Source organism: Azospirillum thiophilum, assembly GCF_001305595.1.
In the GTDB taxonomy this organism is placed as follows: domain Bacteria; phylum Pseudomonadota; class Alphaproteobacteria; order Azospirillales; family Azospirillaceae; genus Azospirillum; species Azospirillum thiophilum.
The window spans coordinates 133,668-154,784 of sequence record NZ_CP012401.1; the positions used below are offsets into that span (position 1 = coordinate 133,668).

At 68.0% G+C, this 21,117-nt stretch carries 22 protein-coding genes; 11 read left to right on the forward strand and 11 right to left on the reverse strand.

Features of this window, described 5'->3' with window-relative positions; genetic code table 11:
• Window positions 1-66: 66 nt before the first annotated feature.
• The 6 genes from AL072_RS35930 to minC form a co-directional block, all read right to left on the reverse strand.
• Window positions 67-1,413 (reverse strand): methyl-accepting chemotaxis protein, encoded by a 1,347-nt coding sequence (locus AL072_RS35930; protein WP_052709990.1) that lies wholly within the window; start codon window positions 1,411-1,413, stop codon window positions 67-69.
• Entirely contained in the window at window positions 1,388-1,912 is a 525-nt protein-coding gene (locus AL072_RS00590; RefSeq protein WP_045581947.1) for a PAS domain-containing protein, read from the reverse strand. The genes AL072_RS35930 and AL072_RS00590 overlap by 26 nt, the downstream gene beginning before the upstream one ends.
• A gap of 231 nt (window positions 1,913-2,143) precedes the next feature.
• Window positions 2,144-3,556, reverse strand: a complete 1,413-nt coding sequence (locus tag AL072_RS00595) for a CRTAC1 family protein (protein ID WP_045581946.1) — start codon at window positions 3,554-3,556, stop codon at window positions 2,144-2,146.
• Between the two features lie 223 nt (window positions 3,557-3,779).
• Window positions 3,780-4,151: a cell division topological specificity factor MinE gene (minE, locus tag AL072_RS00600; protein WP_045581945.1), complete on the reverse strand. Its 372-nt coding sequence runs from the start codon at window positions 4,149-4,151 to the stop codon at window positions 3,780-3,782.
• Complete coding sequence (gene minD / locus AL072_RS00605) at window positions 4,148-4,963, reverse strand: septum site-determining protein MinD (protein ID WP_045581944.1); 816 nt, start codon at window positions 4,961-4,963, stop codon at window positions 4,148-4,150. Before minD ends, minE begins: the two co-directional genes overlap by 4 nt.
• 97 nt (window positions 4,964-5,060) lie before the next feature.
• Window positions 5,061-5,828, reverse strand: a complete 768-nt coding sequence (gene minC / locus AL072_RS00610; protein WP_045581943.1) for a septum site-determining protein MinC — start codon at window positions 5,826-5,828, stop codon at window positions 5,061-5,063.
• Between the two features lie 795 nt (window positions 5,829-6,623).
• Here minC and AL072_RS00615 point away from each other — a divergent pair.
• The 10 genes from AL072_RS00615 (at window position 6,624) to AL072_RS00660 (ending at window position 16,576) form a co-directional block, all read left to right on the forward strand.
• On the forward strand, window positions 6,624-7,388 hold the full coding sequence (locus tag AL072_RS00615) for a PhoH family protein (RefSeq protein WP_045581942.1): 765 nt from the start codon (window positions 6,624-6,626) through the stop codon (window positions 7,386-7,388).
• Between the two features lie 231 nt (window positions 7,389-7,619).
• Window positions 7,620-9,803 (forward strand): bacteriohemerythrin, encoded by a 2,184-nt coding sequence (locus AL072_RS00620; RefSeq protein ID WP_045581941.1) that lies wholly within the window; start codon window positions 7,620-7,622, stop codon window positions 9,801-9,803.
• Between the two features lie 93 nt (window positions 9,804-9,896).
• A complete protein-coding gene (locus AL072_RS00625; RefSeq protein ID WP_045581940.1) occupies window positions 9,897-10,511 on the forward strand; it encodes an SCO family protein in 615 nt (204 codons plus the stop codon).
• 241 nt (window positions 10,512-10,752) lie between these two features.
• Window positions 10,753-11,121: an AtpZ/AtpI family protein gene (locus AL072_RS00630; RefSeq protein ID WP_045581939.1), complete on the forward strand. Its 369-nt coding sequence runs from the start codon at window positions 10,753-10,755 to the stop codon at window positions 11,119-11,121.
• Between the two features lie 12 nt (window positions 11,122-11,133).
• The gene (locus tag AL072_RS00635; RefSeq protein WP_045581938.1) at window positions 11,134-11,877 is read left to right on the forward strand and encodes a F0F1 ATP synthase subunit A; all 744 of its coding nucleotides are present in this window, start codon (window positions 11,134-11,136) and stop codon (window positions 11,875-11,877) included.
• Window positions 11,878-11,980: 103 nt separating this feature from the next.
• Entirely contained in the window at window positions 11,981-12,205 is a 225-nt protein-coding gene (locus tag AL072_RS00640; protein WP_045581937.1) for an ATP synthase subunit C family protein, read from the forward strand.
• 94 nt (window positions 12,206-12,299) lie between these two features.
• The gene (locus AL072_RS00645) at window positions 12,300-12,950 is read left to right on the forward strand and encodes a F0F1 ATP synthase subunit B family protein (RefSeq protein WP_052709988.1); all 651 of its coding nucleotides are present in this window, start codon (window positions 12,300-12,302) and stop codon (window positions 12,948-12,950) included.
• Complete coding sequence (locus AL072_RS00650) at window positions 12,947-13,426, forward strand: F0F1 ATP synthase subunit B family protein (RefSeq protein ID WP_045581936.1); 480 nt, start codon at window positions 12,947-12,949, stop codon at window positions 13,424-13,426. The genes AL072_RS00645 and AL072_RS00650 overlap by 4 nt, the downstream gene beginning before the upstream one ends.
• 161 nt (window positions 13,427-13,587) lie before the next feature.
• Window positions 13,588-14,376 carry a DODA-type extradiol aromatic ring-opening family dioxygenase gene (locus AL072_RS00655; RefSeq protein ID WP_045581935.1) on the forward strand — a complete coding sequence of 263 codons (789 nt, stop codon included), beginning with the start codon at window positions 13,588-13,590 and terminating at the stop codon, window positions 14,374-14,376.
• 196 nt (window positions 14,377-14,572) lie between these two features.
• Window positions 14,573-16,576, forward strand: coding sequence for an ATP-binding protein (locus AL072_RS00660; RefSeq protein WP_245636710.1), 2,004 nt, complete (start codon window positions 14,573-14,575; stop codon window positions 16,574-16,576).
• 9 nt (window positions 16,577-16,585) lie between these two features.
• Here the strand turns inward: AL072_RS00660 and AL072_RS00665 are convergent, their stop codons facing one another.
• Window positions 16,586-17,275: a class II aldolase/adducin family protein gene (locus AL072_RS00665; protein WP_045581933.1), complete on the reverse strand. Its 690-nt coding sequence runs from the start codon at window positions 17,273-17,275 to the stop codon at window positions 16,586-16,588.
• A gap of 164 nt (window positions 17,276-17,439) precedes the next feature.
• On the opposite strand from AL072_RS00665, the gene AL072_RS00670 reads away from it, so the two are divergent.
• Window positions 17,440-17,901 carry a hypothetical protein gene (locus AL072_RS00670; RefSeq protein ID WP_052709885.1) on the forward strand — a complete coding sequence of 154 codons (462 nt, stop codon included), beginning with the start codon at window positions 17,440-17,442 and terminating at the stop codon, window positions 17,899-17,901.
• Here the strand turns inward: AL072_RS00670 and AL072_RS00675 are convergent.
• The 4 genes from AL072_RS00675 to fdh3B all read right to left on the reverse strand — a co-directional run bounded on the left by AL072_RS00675 (window position 17,889) and on the right by fdh3B (window position 21,112).
• Window positions 17,889-18,887, reverse strand: a complete 999-nt coding sequence (locus AL072_RS00675; protein ID WP_045580516.1) for an IS1595 family transposase — start codon at window positions 18,885-18,887, stop codon at window positions 17,889-17,891. The two genes, AL072_RS00670 and AL072_RS00675, sit on opposite strands and share 13 nt — an antisense overlap.
• 269 nt (window positions 18,888-19,156) lie before the next feature.
• Window positions 19,157-20,194, reverse strand: a complete 1,038-nt coding sequence (locus tag AL072_RS00680) for a formate dehydrogenase subunit gamma (RefSeq protein WP_245636711.1) — start codon at window positions 20,192-20,194, stop codon at window positions 19,157-19,159.
• Between the two features lie 40 nt (window positions 20,195-20,234).
• The gene (locus tag AL072_RS00685; RefSeq protein WP_144428096.1) at window positions 20,235-20,423 is read right to left on the reverse strand and encodes a hypothetical protein; all 189 of its coding nucleotides are present in this window, start codon (window positions 20,421-20,423) and stop codon (window positions 20,235-20,237) included.
• Between the two features lie 2 nt (window positions 20,424-20,425).
• The gene (fdh3B, locus tag AL072_RS00690; RefSeq protein WP_045581930.1) at window positions 20,426-21,112 is read right to left on the reverse strand and encodes a formate dehydrogenase FDH3 subunit beta; all 687 of its coding nucleotides are present in this window, start codon (window positions 21,110-21,112) and stop codon (window positions 20,426-20,428) included.
• Window positions 21,113-21,117 lie beyond the last annotated feature (5 nt).

Here is a 21,117-nt window from a genome sequence, read left to right on the forward strand (position 1 = left end):
AAACCGTGCATGTGCCATGCACATTCGCAAGGCAATCGCCGCGCCGCTGCCCCCAACCGGCTGCGGTCATGCCACCCGATGCATCTCGTCGAGGAATTGCTGGACCTCGCGGGTCAGCCGGTCGGCCTCCGCCGTCATGCGTTCGGATGCGGCGAAGACCTCGTGCGCTGTGCCGCTGGTGCGGCAGGCGGCGTCGGTGACGTCCTTGATGTCGTCGGACACCGCGCGGGTGCCGGCGGCGGCCTGCTCCATGTTGACGACGATCTCACGCACGGCGGAGCCCTGCTGCTCGATCCCGGCGCTGATGCCGGCGGCGATCTGGTTGATCGAATGGATGGTGCGGCCGATGCCGACGATGGCGCCCACCGCCTCGTCCGTGGAGGATTGGATGCCGGCGATCTGGCCGGCGATATCGCCGGTGGCCTTGGCTGTCTGGTCGGCCAGCCGCTTGACCTCCTGCGCCACGACGGCGAAGCCCTTCCCCGCCTCCCCGGCGCGGGCGGCCTCGATGGTGGCGTTCAACGCCAACAGGTTGGTCTGGCTGGCGATGTCATTGATCAGGGTGATGACGTCGCCCACCGTGCGCGCAGCCCCCGACAGGGTGCCGACCAGGGCATTCGACCGCTCGGCTTCGCCCGCCGCGGTTTCCGCCACCCGGGCGACGTCGCCGATCTGGCGGGCGATCTCCGTGATGGAGGCCGACAATTCCTCCGTTGCCGCGGCGACGCTGCCGACATTGCTGCCGGTCTGCGCGGCGGACGCCGCGACCGACGACGCCTTGCCGGTGGCCTGCGTCGCATCGGTTTCCATCGTGCGGGCGGAGACCTCCAGCCGGTGGGCGGTGGCGGCGACTTCGGTACAGACGCTCTGGATCTGGGTTTCGAACCGCCGGGTCACGCCGGCGAAGCCGGTCACCTTACCGGAGATGCTTTCGGTCGCGGCATTGATGGTCCGGCTGGCGTGCAGGAAACCGCCCTGCATGCCGCGCAGCACGATGCGCCGGAAATATTTGTGTTCGGACACCGCATGCATCGAGGCCGTCGCTTCCCGGACGAAGGCATCGGTGCGGTCGATGGCGTCGTTGGTGGCGTGCATCAGTTCGCCCAGCGCCCCGCCCTCGCGGATGCCGATCACCCGCGCCTCGAAATCGCCGGCGGCGATCGCCCGGTTCACCTCGGTCAGCCGGTTCACCACCGCCCCGGCCCGGCGCAGAAACAGCCAGGCCCCGCTCAGCGCCGCCAGCCCGGCCAGCGCCAGCCCAACCCGCGCCGAGACGCCGCCGATTTCGAAAGCCTCCACGGCCAGCAGGGCCGCCAGCGCCACCCCGGCCAGTGCGACCGAAGCGCCGGCCCGGCTCAGGGACGACGAACGGGTCGGAGACGACGAACTAGAGTGAGAAGACGAATTCGTCATACCCGATCCCCTTCTCGGTCAGGAGGGCGACGACGGCGGCGAATCCGGCCTCCATCCCCTGCTTGCGGTCGGCGTGGCCATTCTCGATCTCGAGCAGCTGGCGGTAGAGCGGGATGACCTTGTCGAGCGCCGACCGTTCCGGCACGCGGCGGGAGGAGTGGTAGCCGATCACCCGCCCTTCGGCGTCGAAACTGGGCGTCACATGGGCGAAGACCCAGTAATGGTCGCCGTTGCGGGCGCGGTTGACGACATAGGCGAAGATTTCCTTCCCCGCCGCCAGCGTGTCCCACAGCAGCTTGAAGACGCAGCGCGGCATGTCCGGATGGCGCACGATCGAATGGGGCGCCCCCATCAGATCCGCCTCGCCATAGCCGGCGACGCGCTGGAACACCCGATTGGCGTAGGTGATGCGGCCTTTCAGGTCGGTCTTGGAAACGATGACTTCATCCGGGTCGAAGAAGCGTTCCACCCCCGTCAGGGGAACGTCGCGTCGTGCCATGTGCCTTCCGGTCTCCCGCTTCCCTGACTCGCCCGGTCTTGGACGGCCCCCTGCGGCGAAAGCCGGCGGCGGTGACGGAGCGAACATGTCCGGATCGACGCACCGCACGGTGGCCTGCCAAGCAGGCGCCGCAACGAACGCCACTGTAGAGAGGCGGATGCTTTCGGGAAAGACCCTACCTATTGCGATGCTGAAATATTTGGGAGCGGACGGTTCGAAAGGCGACCCACCCTATTCCGGCGGATAGGGAATGGTCAGCAGCCGGTCGGCCGGCGGATCGTCAACCGTCACCACGGTGCCGTCGGGCCAGCGCACCTCGACCTGCTCGACCGCGTGGAGAGGTCCCAACCCGAAATGGGCCACCGGTTCGCCCTGGCAGAGATAGCCGGAGCCGGCGCAGACCGTCCGGCGCTGGCGGCGCCCGCCGGCGGTCAGGCTGACCACCGCGCCGCGGGCCGGCGCACCGAAGGGGGTCAGCGGCTGGACCCGCAGCCAGCCGTGGTTTGTCGCAACCGGGCGGTAGACCGACAACGGCTGTCCTTGCGGCTGTCCTTGCGCCTGCCCCTGCCCGGGCCCTTCGCCGCCCTGGCTGCCGCCATGCGCCAGCACCAGTTCCAGCCGGCCGTCGCCGTCGATGTCGGCCGCCACCGCACCGGTGCCCAGCCCCTTCGGCTCGGCCGCGTCGCCGAGTTCCAGCTCCTGCCATTGGTCGTTGCGCCAGCCGAACAAGCGGTTGGGCTCGCCATGACCATGGAAGAACAGTTCCTCGTAGCCGTCATTGTCGAAATCGGCGGCGACGACCGTGAAGATGCGGCCGGGCACCGACAGGTCGGCAGGCGCCGACTCGACGAAGCAGCCGCCCATCCGCTGGTGGAACAGGCGCTGCGCCCCATCCCAGGTGCCGACGGCCAGATCGAACAGGCCGTCGCCGTCGGCATCCAGCGCGACGACCGCGCGGCCGGACGGCCGCGAATCGGTGATCCCGCGCTCCTCGGCGATCTCCTCGAAATTGCCGTCGCCCAGATTGCGGAACAGCTGGTTGGGGCCGCCGTCGTTGACCGTCACCACATCCATATGGTCGGAGGCGATGGACAGCACGGTGACGCCGCGCGCCGCACCGATGGAATCGAGCCCGGCCTCTTCCGCCGCATCCTCCAGCCGGCCGCGGCGGGTCAGCTCGTAAAGGCGCAGCGGACCGCCGTCGGTCGCCACCAGGAACCCATAACGCCCATGGCCCCAGCGGTCGAGCGCTGCCACCGCGCCGGCGGCAGTGTGGTTGGCTGCCCCGGCATTCTCCGCCTGGGCGAACAGGTCGAGCCAATGTTTGCCGAAGCAGGCGAACAGCCGGTCGGCCATGTCCTTGGCTCCGGTCGAGCGGTCGCTGTTGACGATGTACAGCTCTTCGCGCCCGTCACCGTCGACGTCGGCGGCAGCCAAGCCCATCGCAGGGCCGGCGGGGTCTGCGAGCAGCGGGTTGGCGATATCGACCAGCCGGCCATCCACCCATTTCAGGACGAGGTTGGCGGCGCGGTAGCCAGCCACCACCAGCTCGAAGGCGCCGTCGCCGTCGATGTCCGTGACCGCGATCCCGTTCGATGGCCGCGGCGGGTTCTCGGCGATCAGCGACGAGCAATCGAGGAACATCGGCACCCTCTTGTCCCGTGGTCGGTCAACCGCCGGCCGCCGCGGCAGGCCTTTGGAGCCGTTGGGCTTTCGTGCGGTGTATCTCCGTTGATACCCCGTCCCCGCCCGGGCGTAAACCCGGACGGATGATCAGGGTCGGCCTATGTCCGATGCCGAACGCCCGAACACCGGGAATGACCGCCGCAGGCCGGGCCGCATCCTCCGCAGGCCGACGGCCCCGGTATCAGATGCGCTTCTTGGCGCCGCCGCTGCCGGTCGCCCCGCCGTTGGCCGGCCGCTTGGCCGCCGCGTCGTCGTTGCCGGCCGGCTTGTCGCCCGGCCGCGCAGCCGGCGCCTTGGCCTGTTCGCGGGCCGGCAGTTCGATGTTGACCTCCAGCGTCGAGCAGTCGCCGCCGCGGTCGAGCTTCACCTCGACCTTGTTCTCGTCGATGTTGACGTATTTGGCGATCACCGCCAGCAGCTCCTGCTGGAGCATCGGCAGATAGTCGGGGCCGCTGCGTCCGGCGCGTTCGTGCGCCATGACGATCTGCAGCCGTTCCTTCGCCTGGACCGCCGACGGCCGCGGGGCCGAGCGGAAGAAGCTGAAGATGCTCATGCGCTCCTCCGCAGGAGCCGGCTGAACAGGCCCTTCTTCTGGGGGGTGACGAAGCGGTGGTCGATGTCCTCGCCCAGGAAGCGGCCGACCGAATCCAGATAGGCCTGACCGGCGTTGGACGATTCGTCGAGGATCACCGGCATGCCGACGTTGGAGGCGCGCAGCACCGCCTGGCTTTCCGGAATGACGCCGAGCAGCGGGATCGCCAAGATCTCCAGCACGTCGTCGACCTTCAGCATCTCGCCCTTCTCGACCCGCTCGGGATCGTAGCGGGTCAGCAGGAGCTGCTGGGTCACCGGCTCCAGCCCCTGTTCCGCCCGGCGGGACCGCGAGTTCAGCACACCCAGGATGCGGTCGCTGTCGCGCACCGACGAGACTTCCGGGTTGGTGACGATGATGGCGTGGTCGGCGAAGTAGAGCGACATCAGGGCGCCGCGCTCGATGCCGGCCGGGCTGTCGCACAGGATGTAGTCGAAGTCCTTCGACAGCTCGTTCAACACCTTCTCCACCCCCTCGCGGGTCAGCGCGTCCTTGTCGCGCGTCTGCGAGGTCGGGAGGATATAGAGGTTCTCGATCCGCTTGTCCTTGATCAGCGCCTGGTTCAGCTTGGCTTCGCCATTGATCACGTTGATGAAATCGAAGACCACCCGGCGCTCGCAGCCCATCACCAGATCCAGGTTGCGCAGGCCCACGTCGAAGTCGATGACGACCGTCTTGAAGCCGCGAAGCGCCAGCCCGGTCGCAAAGGCCGCGGACGAGGTCGTCTTGCCGACACCGCCCTTGCCGGAGGTCATGACGATGATCTTGCTCAACGGAGCCTCTCCCATAATCCCAAAGTTGCCGTCACCGGGTACCATAGAGTATCCGGAGTTTTGCGCCCCCGGACAAGTTTCAGCCGCACGAAAGCCGTCAGCCTGTCTTCAGCAAATCCATGCTGAGCACGCCATCGCGCAGGAAAACCTGCACGGCTTTCTTGTAAAAGTCACTGCCGATGTCTTCGCTGACGCGATAATTGCCTGCGACCGATAGCACCTCGGCCTCAAGGCTGTGGCAGAAGATCCGGGCGCCGGTATCGCCGGAGAAGCCGGCGAGCGCACGGCCGCGCAGGGCGCCATACACATGGATGTTGCCGTCGGCCAGCAACTCCGCCCCGGGGGAGACGGAACTGGCGACGATCAGGTCGGTCTTTTCCGCATAGACCCGCATGCCCGAGCGCACCGGGTCGGTCACCACCACCGCCGGCCGGTGAACCACCTCGATCAGCACCTGGGGGCCGGCTACGTGCGCCTGCTGGTCGTGCAGACGCGGATCGGGCGCCTTGACCACCTCTTCCAGCTTGGCCGCGCGGCCCGACGGCATCGGCGTCAGCCCGACAGTCATCGCCGCCTCGCGCACCGCCTGCGGCCCGCCCTGGAAGCCGACCGGCAGCAGATGTTGGGCCCGCACCTGCGCCACGAAAGCGCCCAGGTCGAAGACCACCGAGTCCGGCAGATCGTCGAAATCCAGCACGACCGGCGCGTTGCGGAAGAAGTTGGGCGCCTGGCGCACCTTGACGTTCAACTGGGTGAAGAAATCGGGCGATGTCGGGGCGAAGACCTTCAGCACCATCATGGTGAAGGAGTTGCCACGCAACTGGAACGGCGCATCCCGTTCGGCGACCTGACTGGCGCTGCTCACCGTAGCCTTCCCGTTCGTTCCTGCCGCCCGAAACCATGCGTTCGCGACCCGAGGCCCCGCTTGCGCGGCCCCGGACACGCCCCGGAACCCGATGGCGCTCCACCCGGTCCCGGCGCCGGCAGCGAGCCAGCCAATCAGCGCCTTCTAGCTGTCCGCACCGGTCCGATACAAGAGTTTCCCCGTCCGCACGGGTGATAATCGAATGCCACGCCGCCGAAGCCAGCCGCCGAACCCCACCCCACCGCCTGCCCGGTCTCCCGGCAGCCGCAGGCAGGCCATGGTTGCAGCATGCCGTCCGATTTCCCCCAAGGCAGCCATAGTAGTGAAAGCGCAGGACAGCGGCAAAGCCTTTCGGGTTCCTCCGCCGGAAGGCCACCCGTCGGCCTCCCGTCGGCCGATGCGCCTCGGCGGAAAGGGTTACCAACGCCGCCCTCCGCGCTTTCCGGCGGCACCCACACCACATCTGGTATGAATATTTTGCGTCGACCGCAATTTCTTCTGACGCCACGCGTTGATACCGGTACAGTCGGTTTGCGTGGCTTCCAATGACGACGAGGTTCTCTTGCACCTTGCTTCGCCCATCGAACGCCTGGTCCGTCGACCCGCATCGGCACGCCCCGCACCGGCATGCCCGGGTCCGCTGGCACGGCGCCCGGCCGAAGCACCCGACAGCGCACGAACCGACCGCGCACAGTCCAAGCACGCACATCCATGCGACCGACCGAGCCTCCCCCCTGCGGGAGGTTTTTTTGTGCCCGGAATCGGCGCAAACCCCACCTTTCGAGGAGATGCGACATGGCCAAGCGTTCGAGCAAAGGCATCGCCGCAGCGGGCGACACCATCGTCCACCCGCTCTTCCCCGGCATCGGCGGCCCGGCCGGCAGCGGCTGGGATCCGCTGGGATCCCAGGGTGGGAACGACGACCGCCGTGATCAGAGCTATGTCCGCAAGGTCAAGCCGCAGAATGCCAACCAGAAACTGCTGATGGACGCCATCAGGACGCACAATCTGGTGGTCGCCCTGGGGCCGGCCGGCACCGGCAAGACCTACATCGCCATTTCCTCGGCGGTGGAGGCACTGGAGGATGGCAGCGTCGACCGCATCGTCCTGTCCCGCCCGGCCCTCGAGGCTGGCGAGAGCATCGGCTATCTGCCCGGCGACATGCACGAGAAGATGGCGCCCTTCCTGCGCCCGCTCTACGACGCGCTGACCGACCGGCTGGGGTCCAAGCGGCTGCGCGCCATGATGGCCGACGGCACCATCGAGATCGCACCGGTCGGCTTCATGCGCGGCCGCACCCTGAACAACGCCTTCGTGGTGATCGACGAGGCGCAGAACTGCACATATTCCCAGATCAAGATGCTGCTGACCCGGCTGGGCTGGCACTCCACCATGGTGCTGACCGGCGATCCCGACCAGACCGACCTGTTGGAAAACCTGTCCGGTCTGGCCGACATCGCCCGCCGGCTGGAGGCGGTGGAGGGAATCGCCGTGGCCCGCCTGACCGAAAAGGACATCGTCCGCCACCCGCTGGTCGCAAGCATGCTGATGGTGCTCTGACTTCGCTGTCCTTTCGCCGGCATTGCAGGCGGGAGGCGCCGCACCGGCGCCTCCCGCCACACTTGGCCGGTTGATTGAGCGGGCACACTCCCTTATGGTTGCGTTTATGACATTCAGTTGAACAAAACGTAAGATATACGAACAAATCGGCTTGACGCGCCGCCGCCCTCCGGCAAAAGTCCCGAAAATTTTAGGGACATCGCCGTTCCGTTGCCGAAGGGAGCAGCAGCCGTGACCGTCGCCGTGTTCGAACGCATCAGCATCAAGGGCAAGATCGGACTGATCCTGGCGGCGGCCGGCATCGGGCTTATGCTGATCGCCGTGGTCAGCCTGATGGGCCTGCGTGCCGAGATGATGGCCGACCGCCAGGACAAGACCCGCAGCGTGGTGGAGGTCGCACACGGCCTGATCGCCCATTACGAGGCACAGGAACGGGCCGGCGCCCTGCCGCGTGCGGCGGCACAAGCCCAGGCCAAGGCAGCGTTGAAGACGCTGCGCCATGACGGCGACGAGTATTTCTTCGTCACCGACCTCGGCCCGCGCATGATCATGCACCCGATCAAGCCTGAACTGGACGGCACCGACGTCTCGGGCAATGCCGACCCCAACGGCAAGCTGCTGTTCCAGGACTTCGTCCGGGTGGTGAAGGCCGACGGCGCCGGCTTCGTCGATTATCTCTGGCCCAAGCCGGGATCGGCCGAGCCGGTCGCGAAGCTGTCCTACGTCAAGGGCTTCGCTCCCTGGGGCTGGTTGATCGGATCGGGCATCTACATCGACGACGTCGGCGTCGCCTTCCGTCGGGCCGCGCTGCGGCTGGCCGGCACCGGGCTGTCGATCGCGCTCGCCGCCGTCCTGCTGGCCCTTCTGGTCAGCCGGGCCATCGTCCGGCCGCTCGACGGGCTCGGCCGGGTCATGCAGGATCTTGCCGGCGGCAACAGCGGGGTGAGCGTGCCCGGCACCGGCCGCGGCGACGAGATCGGCGCCATGGCCCGCACCGTCGAGGTCTTCCGTGTCCAGCAGATCGACCTCGCCCACCATTGGGAGCGGCAGAAGATCGAACACCGCGTCGCCGAGCAGCGCGCCCAGGCGCTGAAGCGGCTGACCGACCGTTTCGACGCCACCATCGCCGAGACGATCCGCACCGTCGGCACCGCCGTCGGCACGCTGGAAACCACCGCCCGCGCCCTGTCCGCCACCGCCGACCGCAACCGGAGCGAGGCGACCTCGGTGGCCGGCGCCTCGCAGCAGGCGTCGAGCAGCGTGCAGACGGTGGCGGCGGCGACGGAGCAGCTGACCGGCTCGATCGCCGCCATCGGCGAACAGGTGGTGACTTCGTCCGCTATCTCCAACCAGGCGGTGGAGGCGTCGCACATGGCGGGCGAGCGGATCGACGGGCTGGGCCAGGCGGCGCAGAAGATCGGTGAGGTGGCCGGGCTGATCGCCGGGATCGCCAGCCAGACCAATCTTCTGGCATTGAACGCAACCATCGAGGCGGCGAGGGCCGGCGAGATGGGCAAGGGGTTCGCCGTGGTGGCGGGCGAGGTGAAGAATCTGGCCGGCCAGACCGCCAGGGCGACGGAGGAGATCGCCCAGCACATCGCCGAGGTGCAGGACGCGACCCGCGCGGCCGTCGCCGCCATCCGCGAGATCGGCGCCGTCGTCGCCCGCAGCGACGAGATCGCCACCTCGATCGCCGCCGCGGTCCAGCAGCAGGGGGCCGCCACCGGCGAGATCGCCCGCAGTGCCGGCGAGGCGGCGGAGGGAACCCGCCAGGTGTCGACCAGCATCGACGCTGTGTCCGACGCGGCGCTGGAAACCGAACGGTCGGCGGGCGCCCTGCTGGATGCGGCCGGCGGCCTGTCGCGGCAAGCCAAGGGATTGCGCGGCATGGTCGATAGCTTCCTGGTCAATGTCGAGGCGATCAACGCCGCGCCGCTGGCCGCGCTCCACGACGCGACGCCCGACGGAACGGAAACCTTCATGCCCTGGACCGACAGCCTCGCGGTGGGGGAGGAGGGAATCGACACCGACCACATGATCCTGATCGCCCTGATGAACGAGGCCGCATCGCTGGCCCGACAGGCCAAGGAGGGCCGCAGGGAGGCCGGCGGCCGTCAGGCGCTCGGCGAGGCGGTCGGCAGGCTGCTGACCTACACCGCCCTGCATTTCGAGGAGGAGGAGCGGCTGATGGAGCAGTGCGGCTATCCCGACCGCGTCGCCCACAAAGCCCAGCATGAGGCCCTGCGGGCCCGCGCCGATGCGTTGGGACGGCGTCTGGCCGCAGGCGAGACCGTCGCCGACGAGTTGCTCGCCCTGGTGCGCGAATGGCTCTTCGAGCATATCCAGCGGGCCGACAAGCGCATCGGGGCGCACATGGCGGCGGCCCGGCGGACGGCGGAGGTTCGCGCCGCATAGGCTGCAAGGGAGACTGCGAAATGACGGGGATCCCTGGCGCGAAACGGGTCCCCCCTTGACCTCGGCCGCAAGCGGGCCCATTCCTGACGGACCATGAAGGCAAGACTCATCCGCATCGCCGCCGCCTCCGTCCTCGCCGTCGCCGCGTCCGCCGGGATCGCCTGGTGGCAGGTGCGCAGCGCCACCACCACCGTGGAGAGCGGCACGAAGACCGCCGTGGCCATCGGCGGCCCCTTCACTCTCACCGACAACCACGGCAAGACGGTCACCGAGGCCGACTTCCGCGGCAAATACATGCTGATCTATTTCGGCTACACCTATTGCCCGGACGTCTGCCCGACCGAGCTCGGGGTGATGGCCCAGGCGCTCGACCAGCTGGGGGCGAAGGCCGACAAGGTCCAGCCGGTCTTCATCACCATCGATCCGGACCGCGACAACGTGGCGCACATGAACGATTACGTCGCGCTGTTCCATCCCCGGATGGTCGGGCTGACCGGTACGCCCGATCAGGTCCGCAACGCCGCGCGCGCCTACCGCGTCTATTACGCCAAGGCACCGCAGAAGGACGCAAAACCCGACGAATACCTGATGGACCACTCCAGTTTCATCTACCTGATGGGGCCGGACGGTGGATTCGTCGGGGTGTATCCCGGCGGCACCGGCGCCGACAAGATCGCGCAGGATCTGTCGGGCCGGATCACCGGCTGACCCCCGCGACGGCGGAGAAAAGACCCGGAAAAGCGCTGAAAAGCGGTCATACCACCGGGTTTTTTCGCAGACTGGAGCCGGACAACCCGCCGCACCGCGGCAAAAACCGCGACATTTCCTATCTTTATCAATCTTTTCAATGATTTACACCGCAGGTTTTGCGACTTGACAGGGTAACGCCCCAACCGTATGGTCTCGCCGCTTTCGCATGGCTGCGAGCCAGGAGAGATTGAGAGGCGAAATGGACGACAAATCGCCCTCCGATCCCCTGGAAGACCTCGAGGCCCGGTTGCGGAAGGCGCGTGAGGGACAGCGCGGCTGGTCTGGCGGACCCGGTAGCAAATACCACCGTCCGCCCCAGGGCGCCCTCGCCACCGCCTTGCGAATCGGGACGGAACTGGTCGCGGCCATGATCGTCGGCGTCGGCGGCGGGCTCCTGCTCGACCGCTGGCTCGGCACCGCGCCCTGGGGACTGATCGTCATGTTCTTCCTGGGGGCCGCGGCGGGAGTCCTGAACGTCTACCGGGCCGTCACCGGTCTCGGCATCGCCGCCGGCTATAGCCGGCCCACTGGGGACGACAACGAGCGCCGAGACGGCGACGCACACTGAGCGAGGACGACCTTGGATCCGCTGCACCAGTTCCAAATCAACCCGTTGTTCCAGATCGTGCTCGGCGGTTACGACGTGTCGTTCACGAACTCGGCCTTCTTCATGGTCGTGGCCGTGGCGGCGATCTACGCCCTGCTGGTGATGGGCATGGCGAACAAGTCGATGGTTCCCGGCCGCCTTCAGGCGCTGGCCGAGATGTTCTACGAGTTCGTCGCGAACCTGGTGCGCGACAACGCCGGCCACGACGCCAAGCCCTATTTCCCGTTCGTGTTCTCGATCTTCATGTTCGTCCTGATCGGCAACATGATCGGCATGATCCCCTACACCTTCACCTTCACCAGCCACATCATCGTGACCTTCGCGCTGGCGGCGACGGTGTTCGTGTTTGTCACCATCTTGGCCCTGATGAAGCATGGCCTGCACTTCTTCTCCTTCTTCATGCCGCACGGCGCTCCGATCGCGCTCGCCCCGATCCTCATTCCGATCGAGGTGATCTCCTACGTGATGCGCCCCGTCAGCCTCTCGATCCGACTGTTCGCCAACATGATGGCCGGTCACACGATGCTGAAGGTGTTTGCTGGCTTTACGGTCATGATGATCAGCGGTCTCGGCGCGCTGGGTTTCGTCACCGGCCTCGTCCCGCTGGCCATCAACGTCGCGTTGACCGGCTTCGAGTTCCTGGTCGCGTTCCTGCAAGCCTACGTCTTCTCGATCCTGACCTGCCTGTACATCCGCGACGCCCTCGAGCTTCACTGAGCACTGCACCCGGCAGCGCCGCAAGCGACGCTCAGGGACCGCCACGGATCAAAAAGTCATCGCCTCAACCAACAGTTCACACTTACCTAGAGGAATGAGTACCATGGAAGCTGAAGCCGCCAAGTTCATCGGTGCCGGTCTGGCCGTTATCGCCCTCGCCGGCGTCGGCCTGGGTATCGGCAACATCTTCTCGACGCTCATCGGGTCGATCGCCCGCAACCCGGCCGTCCAGCCGAAGGTCTTCCCGATCGGCATTCTGGGCTTCGCGCTGACGGAAGCCGTCGCGCTGTTCGCCCTGCTGATCGCCTTCCTGATCCTGTTCGCCTAAGGCCAGAGCGGCTTTCAAAAAAAACAGCTCTGACGCGGCGCCGGGCTTCCTAAGAGAAGTTTCGGCGCCGCTCCTTTGCCTAGGGGGACCGATCATGCCGAACCTGTTGGCCAAAGGCCGGCTGGCCCGCTGGTCGGGTGTGGCGGGCGCATCGCTCGTCACCCTCACCACGATGGCCGGCACCGTCCTGGCGGCCGCGGCGGAGCACGCTCCGGACGCGGCGCATGGCGGCGAGCACGCTTCCGGCGGCCTGCCGCAGCTCAATCCCGCCAATTTCCCGACCCAGATCTTCTGGCTGGCTCTGACCTTCGGCGTTCTCTACCACCTCATGTCCAAGAAGGCGCTCCCGCGCGTGGCCGAGGTGCTGGAGGCGCGGCAGGAGCGCATTTCGCGCGACCTCGCCAAGGCCGCCCAGTTGAAGGAAGAGGCCGAGGCCATCATGGCCCAGGTCGAGAAGTCCCTCGCCGGCGCCCGTGCCGAGGCCCAGGGTGTCATCGCCCAGGCCAGCGCCGACATCGAGGCGAACAACCAGGCCCGTCAGGCCCAGCTGAACGCCGACATCGCCGAACGCCTGCGCAGCGCCGAGGCCTCCATCGCAGCCGCGAAGGACGAGGCTCTGGCCAACATCCGCACCGCGTCGAGCGATATCGTCCGCGACATCACCGGCCGTCTGGCCGGCGTCGACGTCGATCAGGCCCAGGCGGACGCCGCTGTCGCGGCCGTGCTTGAGGAGCGCCGGGGATGAACGCACCTGAATTCTGGGTCCTCGTAGCCTTCGTCATCTTCGTGGCCCTGGTCTGGAAGAAGGCGTCGGCAGCGATCGGCTCCCTGCTCGACGGCCGCGCCGAGAAGATCCGTGCCGAACTGGACGAAGCCGAGCGTCTGCACAAGGACGCCCAGGCCCTGCTGAACGGCTACCAGCGCCGTCTGGCCGATGCGCAGAAGGAAGCGGAGGCCGTCCTGGACCATGCCCGCGAGGAAGCCGCCCGCCTTCGCGCCCAGGCCGGGACCGACCTCGAGGCGTCGCTGAAGCGCCGCGAGGCCCAGGCCGTGGACCGCATCGCCCAGGCGGAAGCCGCGGCGCTGGCCGAAGTCCGCAACCTGACGGTTGACGTCGCCATCGGCGCCAGCAAGCGCGTCCTGGCCGGTGGCCTGTCCCCGGCCCAGGCCGACACGCTGATCGACCAGTCGATCGGCGAGCTGCCGAAGCACCTGCACTGATCGGCCCCCCGCCGATCGGATGAGCCGAGCTTCGCCGCAACGATTGTTGCAGTGTGAGCAACGGAGTTTCGAGAACCCCGGCCTATGCGCCGGGGTTTTTCTTTGCTGGAATGGAACCGTCGCCGTCCTCTCCCATCGCCCGGCCGGAGTTCCATTCGTCCATGCCCTCTTCGACCACACAGTTCCCCTCAGTCTTCGTCTCGCACGGCGCCCCCACGCTGGTGCTCGAGACGAGTGCCGGCCGCGATTTCCTGGCAGGGCTCGGTCGTCGGCTGGGCCGGCCGAGCGCGATCCTGGCGGTTTCGGCCCATTGGACCACCCGCGGGCCGGCGGTCAGCGGAGCGGCGGCACCGGAAACCATCCATGATTTCTATGGCTTTCCCGACGCACTCTACCGCATGCGCTATGCCGCCCCCGGCGCACCGGCGCTTGCACAGCGGGTCGCCGCGCTGACCGGCGTCGCCATCGACCCATCGCAGGGGCTGGACCATGGCGCCTGGGTGCCACTGATGCTGATGTATCCGGAAGCCGACATCCCGGTTGCCCAACTGTCGGTCATGCCCCACCGCAGCGCTGCCGACCACATCGCGCTCGGCCGGCAGTTGGAGTCGCTGCGGCGGGACGGCGTATTGATCCTCGCCAGCGGCGGCGCAGTCCACAATCTGCGGGAATTCCGTTTCGGTGGTACCGGTGCCGCCCCTTGGGCGACCAGCTTCGCCGACTGGCTCGATGCCACGCTGGCCGCCGGCGATACCGAATCGCTGGGCGATTGGCTGACGGCCAGCCCCGACGCCCGCCGCGCCCACCCGAGCGACGAGCATTTCCTGCCCCTGCCGGTGGCCTTGGGCGCCGCCGGTCCCGCTCCCAAGGCAGAACGGCTGCATGCCGGTTTCGAACATGGCAGCCTGGGCATGCATGCCTATTCCTTCACCGGAGGAGATGCCACCTGACCTTTGGCGGTACTCCGTCGCACACTTGTCTGTTTGCCTGGGGGGAACGCCAAGCTACAATCCGCGCCGCGCGGCGTCCGTCCTCTCGGTTGTGACCGGCCGTCCGCGCGGATCGTCAGGCACAGCGTGAGCGGGAGTCGGTGTGAAGCGGAACGGCATTCTGTCCCGGAGCGGCCGCCGGACCCGATTCCGCGACATGACCGTGTCGGCCCGGATCAGTGCGGGATTCGGCATCGCCCTCGGGCTCGTGATCCTGCTGGCCCTGGTCGGGCTCGGCTGGTTCCATACGGTGTCGCGCGACATCGACGCCTTCTCCGGCCGTGCCGACCTGTCCCAGGCGGCGGCCGATGCCGATGTCAGCCTGCGCGACCTGGAGGTCGCGGTGCGCGACCATCTGACCTATGGCGACGACCAAAGCCTGCTGGACGCCTCCTGGCGGCACGACACGCTGATGGAGCGGCTCGACATCCTGTCCAAGGGCGCGATCGAGACCGCCGACCGCCAGGGCGTCGACAAGGCCCGCAGCTCGCTGGAGGATTATTGGGCGGCGGTGCAGAAGGTCATCGCACTGCGCAGCGACCGCAACAGCCAGATGACCGGAGTTCTGGAACCGCTGGTCGGCCAGACCCGCGGCAAGCTCGACCATCTCAAGAGCGCCGGCGGCGTCGACTCGACGGCCCTTGCCGGCGATGCAGCCATCGCCGTGCTGCTGATGCAGGAGCATCTGACCCGCTTCATCGACCGCCGCGACCCGCAGGACGCCGAGGCGATGCGCGCCCAGCTCGCCGCCGCCCGCGACCGGCTGGCCGAGATGAACCGCTACCTGTGGGTTCCCGGCACGAGGCAGGCCATCGACGAGGTGGCCGCGTTGCTGTCCAAGGCGGGCGGCGTGCTGACCGCCATCGAGGCGGCGGTGGCCGAGGAGGACAATCTGCGCGCCGAGGCGATGGCCGCGAACGCCGCCGGCATCGCCGCCAATCTGGGCGAGATCCGCCGACGCACCGAGGCCGGGACCCAGGCGTTGCGCGGCACGCTCGCCGACGGGCTGTCCGGCTACACCCGCGTCGCGCTGTGGATCGGCGGGGCGGTGCTGCTGGCCGGGCTGCTGGCGCTGTGGCTGGTCCAGCGCAGTGTCGCGGTGCCGGTGAAGGCAATGACGAAGGCGGTGACGGCGCTGGCCGCCGGGCGGACCGACGTGACCGTGCCGGCGCTGGGTGGCCGTGACGAGATCGCCGCCATGGCCCTTGCGGTCGAATCGCTGCGTACCACCGCGGAGGACACCGGACGCGAACGCCGCGAGGCCGAGGTGGAACACAGCCGCCTGCTGCGCGAAAAGGCGGTGGCCGAGGCCGCCAGCCGGGCCAAGAGCGATTTCCTGGTCAACATGGGCCAGGAACTGCACGGCCCGCTGACCGAGATCGTCAACGCCAGCCAGTCGCTGATGACCGATCTGCACCGGTTGGGCGTCGATGAGCTGGCGACCGACGTCGAGCATATCCAGTGGACCGGGGAGCAGCTGACCACCCTGGTCGACGCCCTGCTGGATTACGCGAAGGTCGAGGCCGGAGCAATGGACGTCTGCCTGCAGGACTTCGATATCAACCGCCTGCTGACCGAAGCGCGCGAACGGTCGATGCCCGCAGCCGACCTCTATGGCAACAGCCTGGAGCTTTCGGCCCCCGCCGGGCTGGGCCAGATGCATTCGGATTTCACCAAGGTGCGGCAGGCCTTGCTGAACCTGCTGGACAACGCCTGCAAATTCACCCAGGAGGGGACCGTCACCCTGTCGGCCGAACGGCTGGAGCGCGACGGCGCCCGCTGGTATCGCTTCACCGTCAGCGACACCGGCCGCGGCTTCCCCAACGCCCAGGCCGGCAGGTTGTTTCAGCCCTTCGTCCAGGGCGCCGGCAGCGGGGCCGTCGCCACCCGTGGCCAGGGCAAGCCGCGCGGTGCCGGGCTGGGCCTGACGCTGGTCGGCCATTATACCGCGATGCTGGGCGGCGACATCGAGGTCGCGAGCGAGCCCGGCCACGGCACCCGCATAACCATCGCCCTTCCCGCCGTCTACGAGCCGCCGGCCGAGGAGCGTGCCCTGCAGGTCGAGGCGGTCGGCAACGCCAAGCCGCTGCTGCGCGTGGCCACGCTGAGGCCCGCCGGGCAGCTCGCCGGAACCGCGCCGATGACACAGATCGGCCCGTAGAAGGCCGGCTCAGCCACGCGGCCGGGCGGTATCCTCCGGCGCATCGCCGTCATCGACCGGCCGGCCGTACTTCATGCGCCGCATCTTCTCCGCCACCCGCGCGATCTCGTCCGGCGGCAGGATCGCCGGCTCGCCGAACTGCTGGGCGTGCAGATACTGACGGGCCAGCGTCTCGACCTCCACCGCCAGGGCCAGAGCCGCTGCGACGCCGTTCCCCAGCACGATCATGCCATGGTTGCCCAGCAGGCAGGCCAGCCGCCCCTCCAGTGCCACCAACGCGTGATCGGAGAGCGCCTGCGTGCCGAAGGTGGCGTAGGGAGCGCAGCGAATCGAATCGCCACCGGCCAGCGCGACCATGTAATGAAAGGCCGGGATGCCGCGCCCATGCACGGCGAGCGCGGTGGCGAAGATCGGGTGCGCATGCAGCACGACCGACACGTCCGGCCTGGCCCGCAGGATGTCGCGGTGGATGCGCCATTCCGACGAGGGCCGGCGGGTGCCGAGATAGGTGCCGTCGAACCCAATCTCGACGATGTCGTCCGGCTCCATGGCGTCATAGGCCATGCTGGTCGGGGTGACCAGGAAGCCGCCTTCAATCCGGTGCGACAGGTTGCCCGACATGCCCTGATTGACGCCCAGCCGGTTCATGGCAAGGCAGCCGTCGATCACGGCCTGTCGTTCGGCGAGGTTGGTGGTCATGGCGCGCGTCCGGGATGGTGGAGCGCAAAAGGGGGCATGGAGCGAGGTGCAGGGTCAAGGGAAGTTTGCAGACTTATGTAGCACCCGCCACCGCCTGATCCTGCCGCGTCGCCGCCCTGCCAGCTACCCTGTCGCCCTGAAGCCGCACAGAAGGGGCATGGAGTATGGGCGAGCCGCACGTTGTCAGCGCCTTGCGGGAGAAGCGGGGCGAGATCTCCGGGGCAATCCTTGAGCTTGAGAAGCGGATGTCTCAGCACCGGGCCGACCTGGTGCACCTGGACGCCACCTTGCGCCTGTTCGCCCCGGAACTGGAGCCGGAGAGCATCGCGCCGAAGAAGCCGCCGGCGAGGCGCTCCCACTACTTCGCCAGCGGCGAGCTGGCGCGCCGCTGCCTGGAGGCGCTGCGCATGGCAGAGGGACGTGTCGTTGCCGCTGAGGAGATCGCCGTCGCCGCGCTGCGCGACAAAGGGCTCGATCCGGAAGACCGCAAGACCCGCTCCGACTTCATCCAGCGCGTCCTCAACACCCTGACCGCCCTGAAAGGCAAGGGCACGGTGGAGAAGATCGGCAATGGCCTGGGCGCCCGCTGGCGCCTTCCGGCCGAACCCGCCGATCACGCCGCGTGAGCGCGCTGCCAGTAGCCGCAGAAATCGACCGACGGGCCGGTCTTCGTCACCAGCCCGACCACGACGCGGAACTGCTCGCCGTTGCTGGTCCGGCGATGATCCTCTCGGAACGCGGCCTCATTGGCGTAGCGGTGCAGGTAGAGGCCCGAGATGTGATGATGGTGCCCGATCTCCCCGCGGCGGATGCGCGAGAAGAAAGATTCCGCCCCGTTGGTGCAGGCGCCGTCCTGGCTGTAGGCGTCCTGGTGGTTGATGCGGTGCATCGGGTAGCGGGCGTGCAGGTCGTTCCAGGCGCTGGACTCGTCCGCATGCACTTCGGTGCCCTTGGCGACGCGCGAGCGGATGAAGCTGCCGGCGGCGTCCTCGGACGGGAACACGCCGGTCAGGGTGCGGCCGTCGCGCTCGCGGATGGTGACGACACACCGGCGCTTGCCGGTCTGGTTGATGGCCAGCCGGCGGTCCTTGCGCTCCGCCTTGCGGTTCTCCGGGCGGACGTGGCCGCCGAAGTAGGCCCCATCGATCTCCGCCGCCTTGCCCGCGCCGCCGATGACGACACCGCGGCTCTCGGCCGCCATCGCTTCGCGGATCTTGTGGCCCAGCACGAACGCCGTCTTGTACTGGACGCCCAGGTCGCGCGACAGCGGCAGCGCGCCCTTGCCCTTCACCTCGTTGACGAAGATCACCACGGCGGCGAGGTACATCCGGAGCGCCAGCTTGTGGAAGGCGAACAGCGTGCCCGAGGTGAGGGAGAAGTCTTTGCGGCACCGCTTGCAGCGCCAGCGAGGCGCACCGCTCGGCCGGCGGCAGTCGTACACCGCATCACAATCGCACGCCGGGCACACGGGACGCCCGTTCGTCTCCGGCCAGCGGATCGCCGCGAACACCGTCTCGGCTTCCGTGTCCGACAGGCGCAGCACGGTCGCCAGCGACAGCGTGCGCGCCGCGGCGCTGAGAAGGAAGTGCTGGCTTTTGGTGCGACGGGGCATGGCGATCTCCGACACGGTGATTGCCCGAGTCTACCCGGCCACGACTCCGTTGTGAATCATCAAGTTCATGATTTGTGCTCACCCGCCGGTCATAGTGGCGGATGCTACATAAGTCCGGAAGTTTGGCGTTGGTTCCCACACCGGTTGCCCCTCCCTAACCCTCCCCCATCTTGTGTGGGAGAGGGAACTCCGCCCCTTCGCAACCGACTCCCTCTCCCGCGAAGCGGGGGAGGGTTGGGAAGGAGGCATGCGACTCCCGATCTCCCCCCCTACTCCGCCGGGGTGCCGTGGTGGCCGTGGTGGATCTTCTCGCCGGTGACCTCCTCGACCCACAGCGAGTGGTGCTCGCGCGCCCATTGCAGTTCGACCTGCCCGTCGCCCATGGCGTCGAAGGCGCCTTCCATGCCGATGGAGCCGATATAGATGTGCGCCAGGATGATGGCGATCATCACCACCGCGATGGCGGCATGGGCCAGTTGGAAGAGCTGCAGTTCCTCCAGCGTGGCGAAGCTGAAGGGGAAGATCAGCTGCACGCCGGTGAAGCCCAGCGCGGCACCGCCGGCAACGGTCGACCAGAAGATGACCTTCTGGCCGCCGTTGAACTTGTGGGCGGGCGGATGGACACCCTTGGAGAACAGCCCCCCCGCCTTCAGGAACCAGGTCAGATCATGGCGCGACGGGATGTTGTGCCCGACCCACATCACGAAAATCAGCACCACCCCCAGGATGAAGGCGAAGCCCAGGAAATTATGCGCCAGCTTGCCGTAATGGCTGAGGGCGGCGAAGGGCTCCGGCCCGATCAGCGGCAGCAGTGTATGACGGCCGTACAGCAGGTTCAGACCGGAGAAGGCGAGCACGACGAAGCTGCCGGCGGTCATCCAGTGGACGCCACGCTCGAAGGCGTTGAAGCGCTGGATGGTCCGGCCGGTCTTCGGCCCGTCGATGCGGATGCGGCCGCGGACCAGGAAGAACAGGGCCAGCAGCGCCAGGATGCCGCCCAGCACCCAGGAGCCGTATTGGCTGAGCGGCCCGTTGCGCACGGCGCGCCACGCCTCGCCTTCGGACTGGATCAGCACGCCGGCCTGCTTGTTGGGGATGGACACGGTGCCCTGCTCGCCCAGCCGGATGCCGTGCCAGCTGTCGGCCCTGCTCTGCCCCAGGATCTCTGTCGGCACCGGCGGAGCATCGCGGTCGACCGCCTGATCCACGGGGCCGCCGACACGGACGCTGGACTGGGCGGCGGCCGGAAGCGCCAGGCCGCCGGCAAGCCCGATCCCCAGCAGCAGAGCGGCCAGTGCAGATTTCATGCTGGCCTGTTTCATGCGATGACCTTCCATCGGACGCTCCCTATCGCACAGCCTGATAGGCGGTGCGCTGCTGCAGCGCCCGCACCCGCTCGGCGGTCAGCGGCGTGTCGGCCGCGCCCTGGTAGACGCCCTTGTCCAGATGGACCGGGCGCGGCGTCGCGTCCTCCTGGCAGCCGGCCAGCAGGAGCGCGGCGCCGAACGCCAGCAGGAGCGTCCGTGGCGCCGCCACCGTCACAGCCCCTGCTTCTGCATGGGCAGACCGCCGGCCGCGCCGCCGGGACCGCCGGTGCCTTGGAACACTGAGCCGCCGGGCTGGCCGCGCTCCTGGCCCGCCTTGGTCTGATAGGCGGTGCCCCAGCCCCAGGCGCCGGAGCCGAAGCCGCGGGCGGTCACGCGCTCGCGGTAGATGTCCGACACCTTGTCGGCATCGCCGGCCAGCAGCGCCTTGGTCGAGCACATCTCGGCACAGAGCGGCAGCTTGCCCTCGGCCAGACGGTTGCGGCCGTACTTCTTGAACTCGGCGTCCGAATTGTCGGCCTCCGGGCCGCCGGAGCAGAAGGTGCACTTGTCCATCTTGCCGCGGGTGCCGAAATTGCCGGCCTGCGGATATTGCGGTGCGCCGAACGGGCAGGCGTAGAAGCAATAGCCGCAGCCGATGCACAGATCCTTGTTGTGCAGCACCACGCCTTCGTCGGTCTGATAGAAGCAATCGACCGGGCAGACCGCCATGCAGGGCGCATCGGAGCAATGCATGCAGGCGACCGAGATCGTCCGTTCCCCCGGCTTGCCGTCGTTGATGGTCACGACGCGGCGGCGGTTGACGCCCCAGGGCACCTCATTCTCGTTCTTGCAGGCGGTGACGCAGGCGTTGCACTCGATGCAGCGCTCGGCGTCGCACAGGAATTTCATCCGGGCCATGGTTC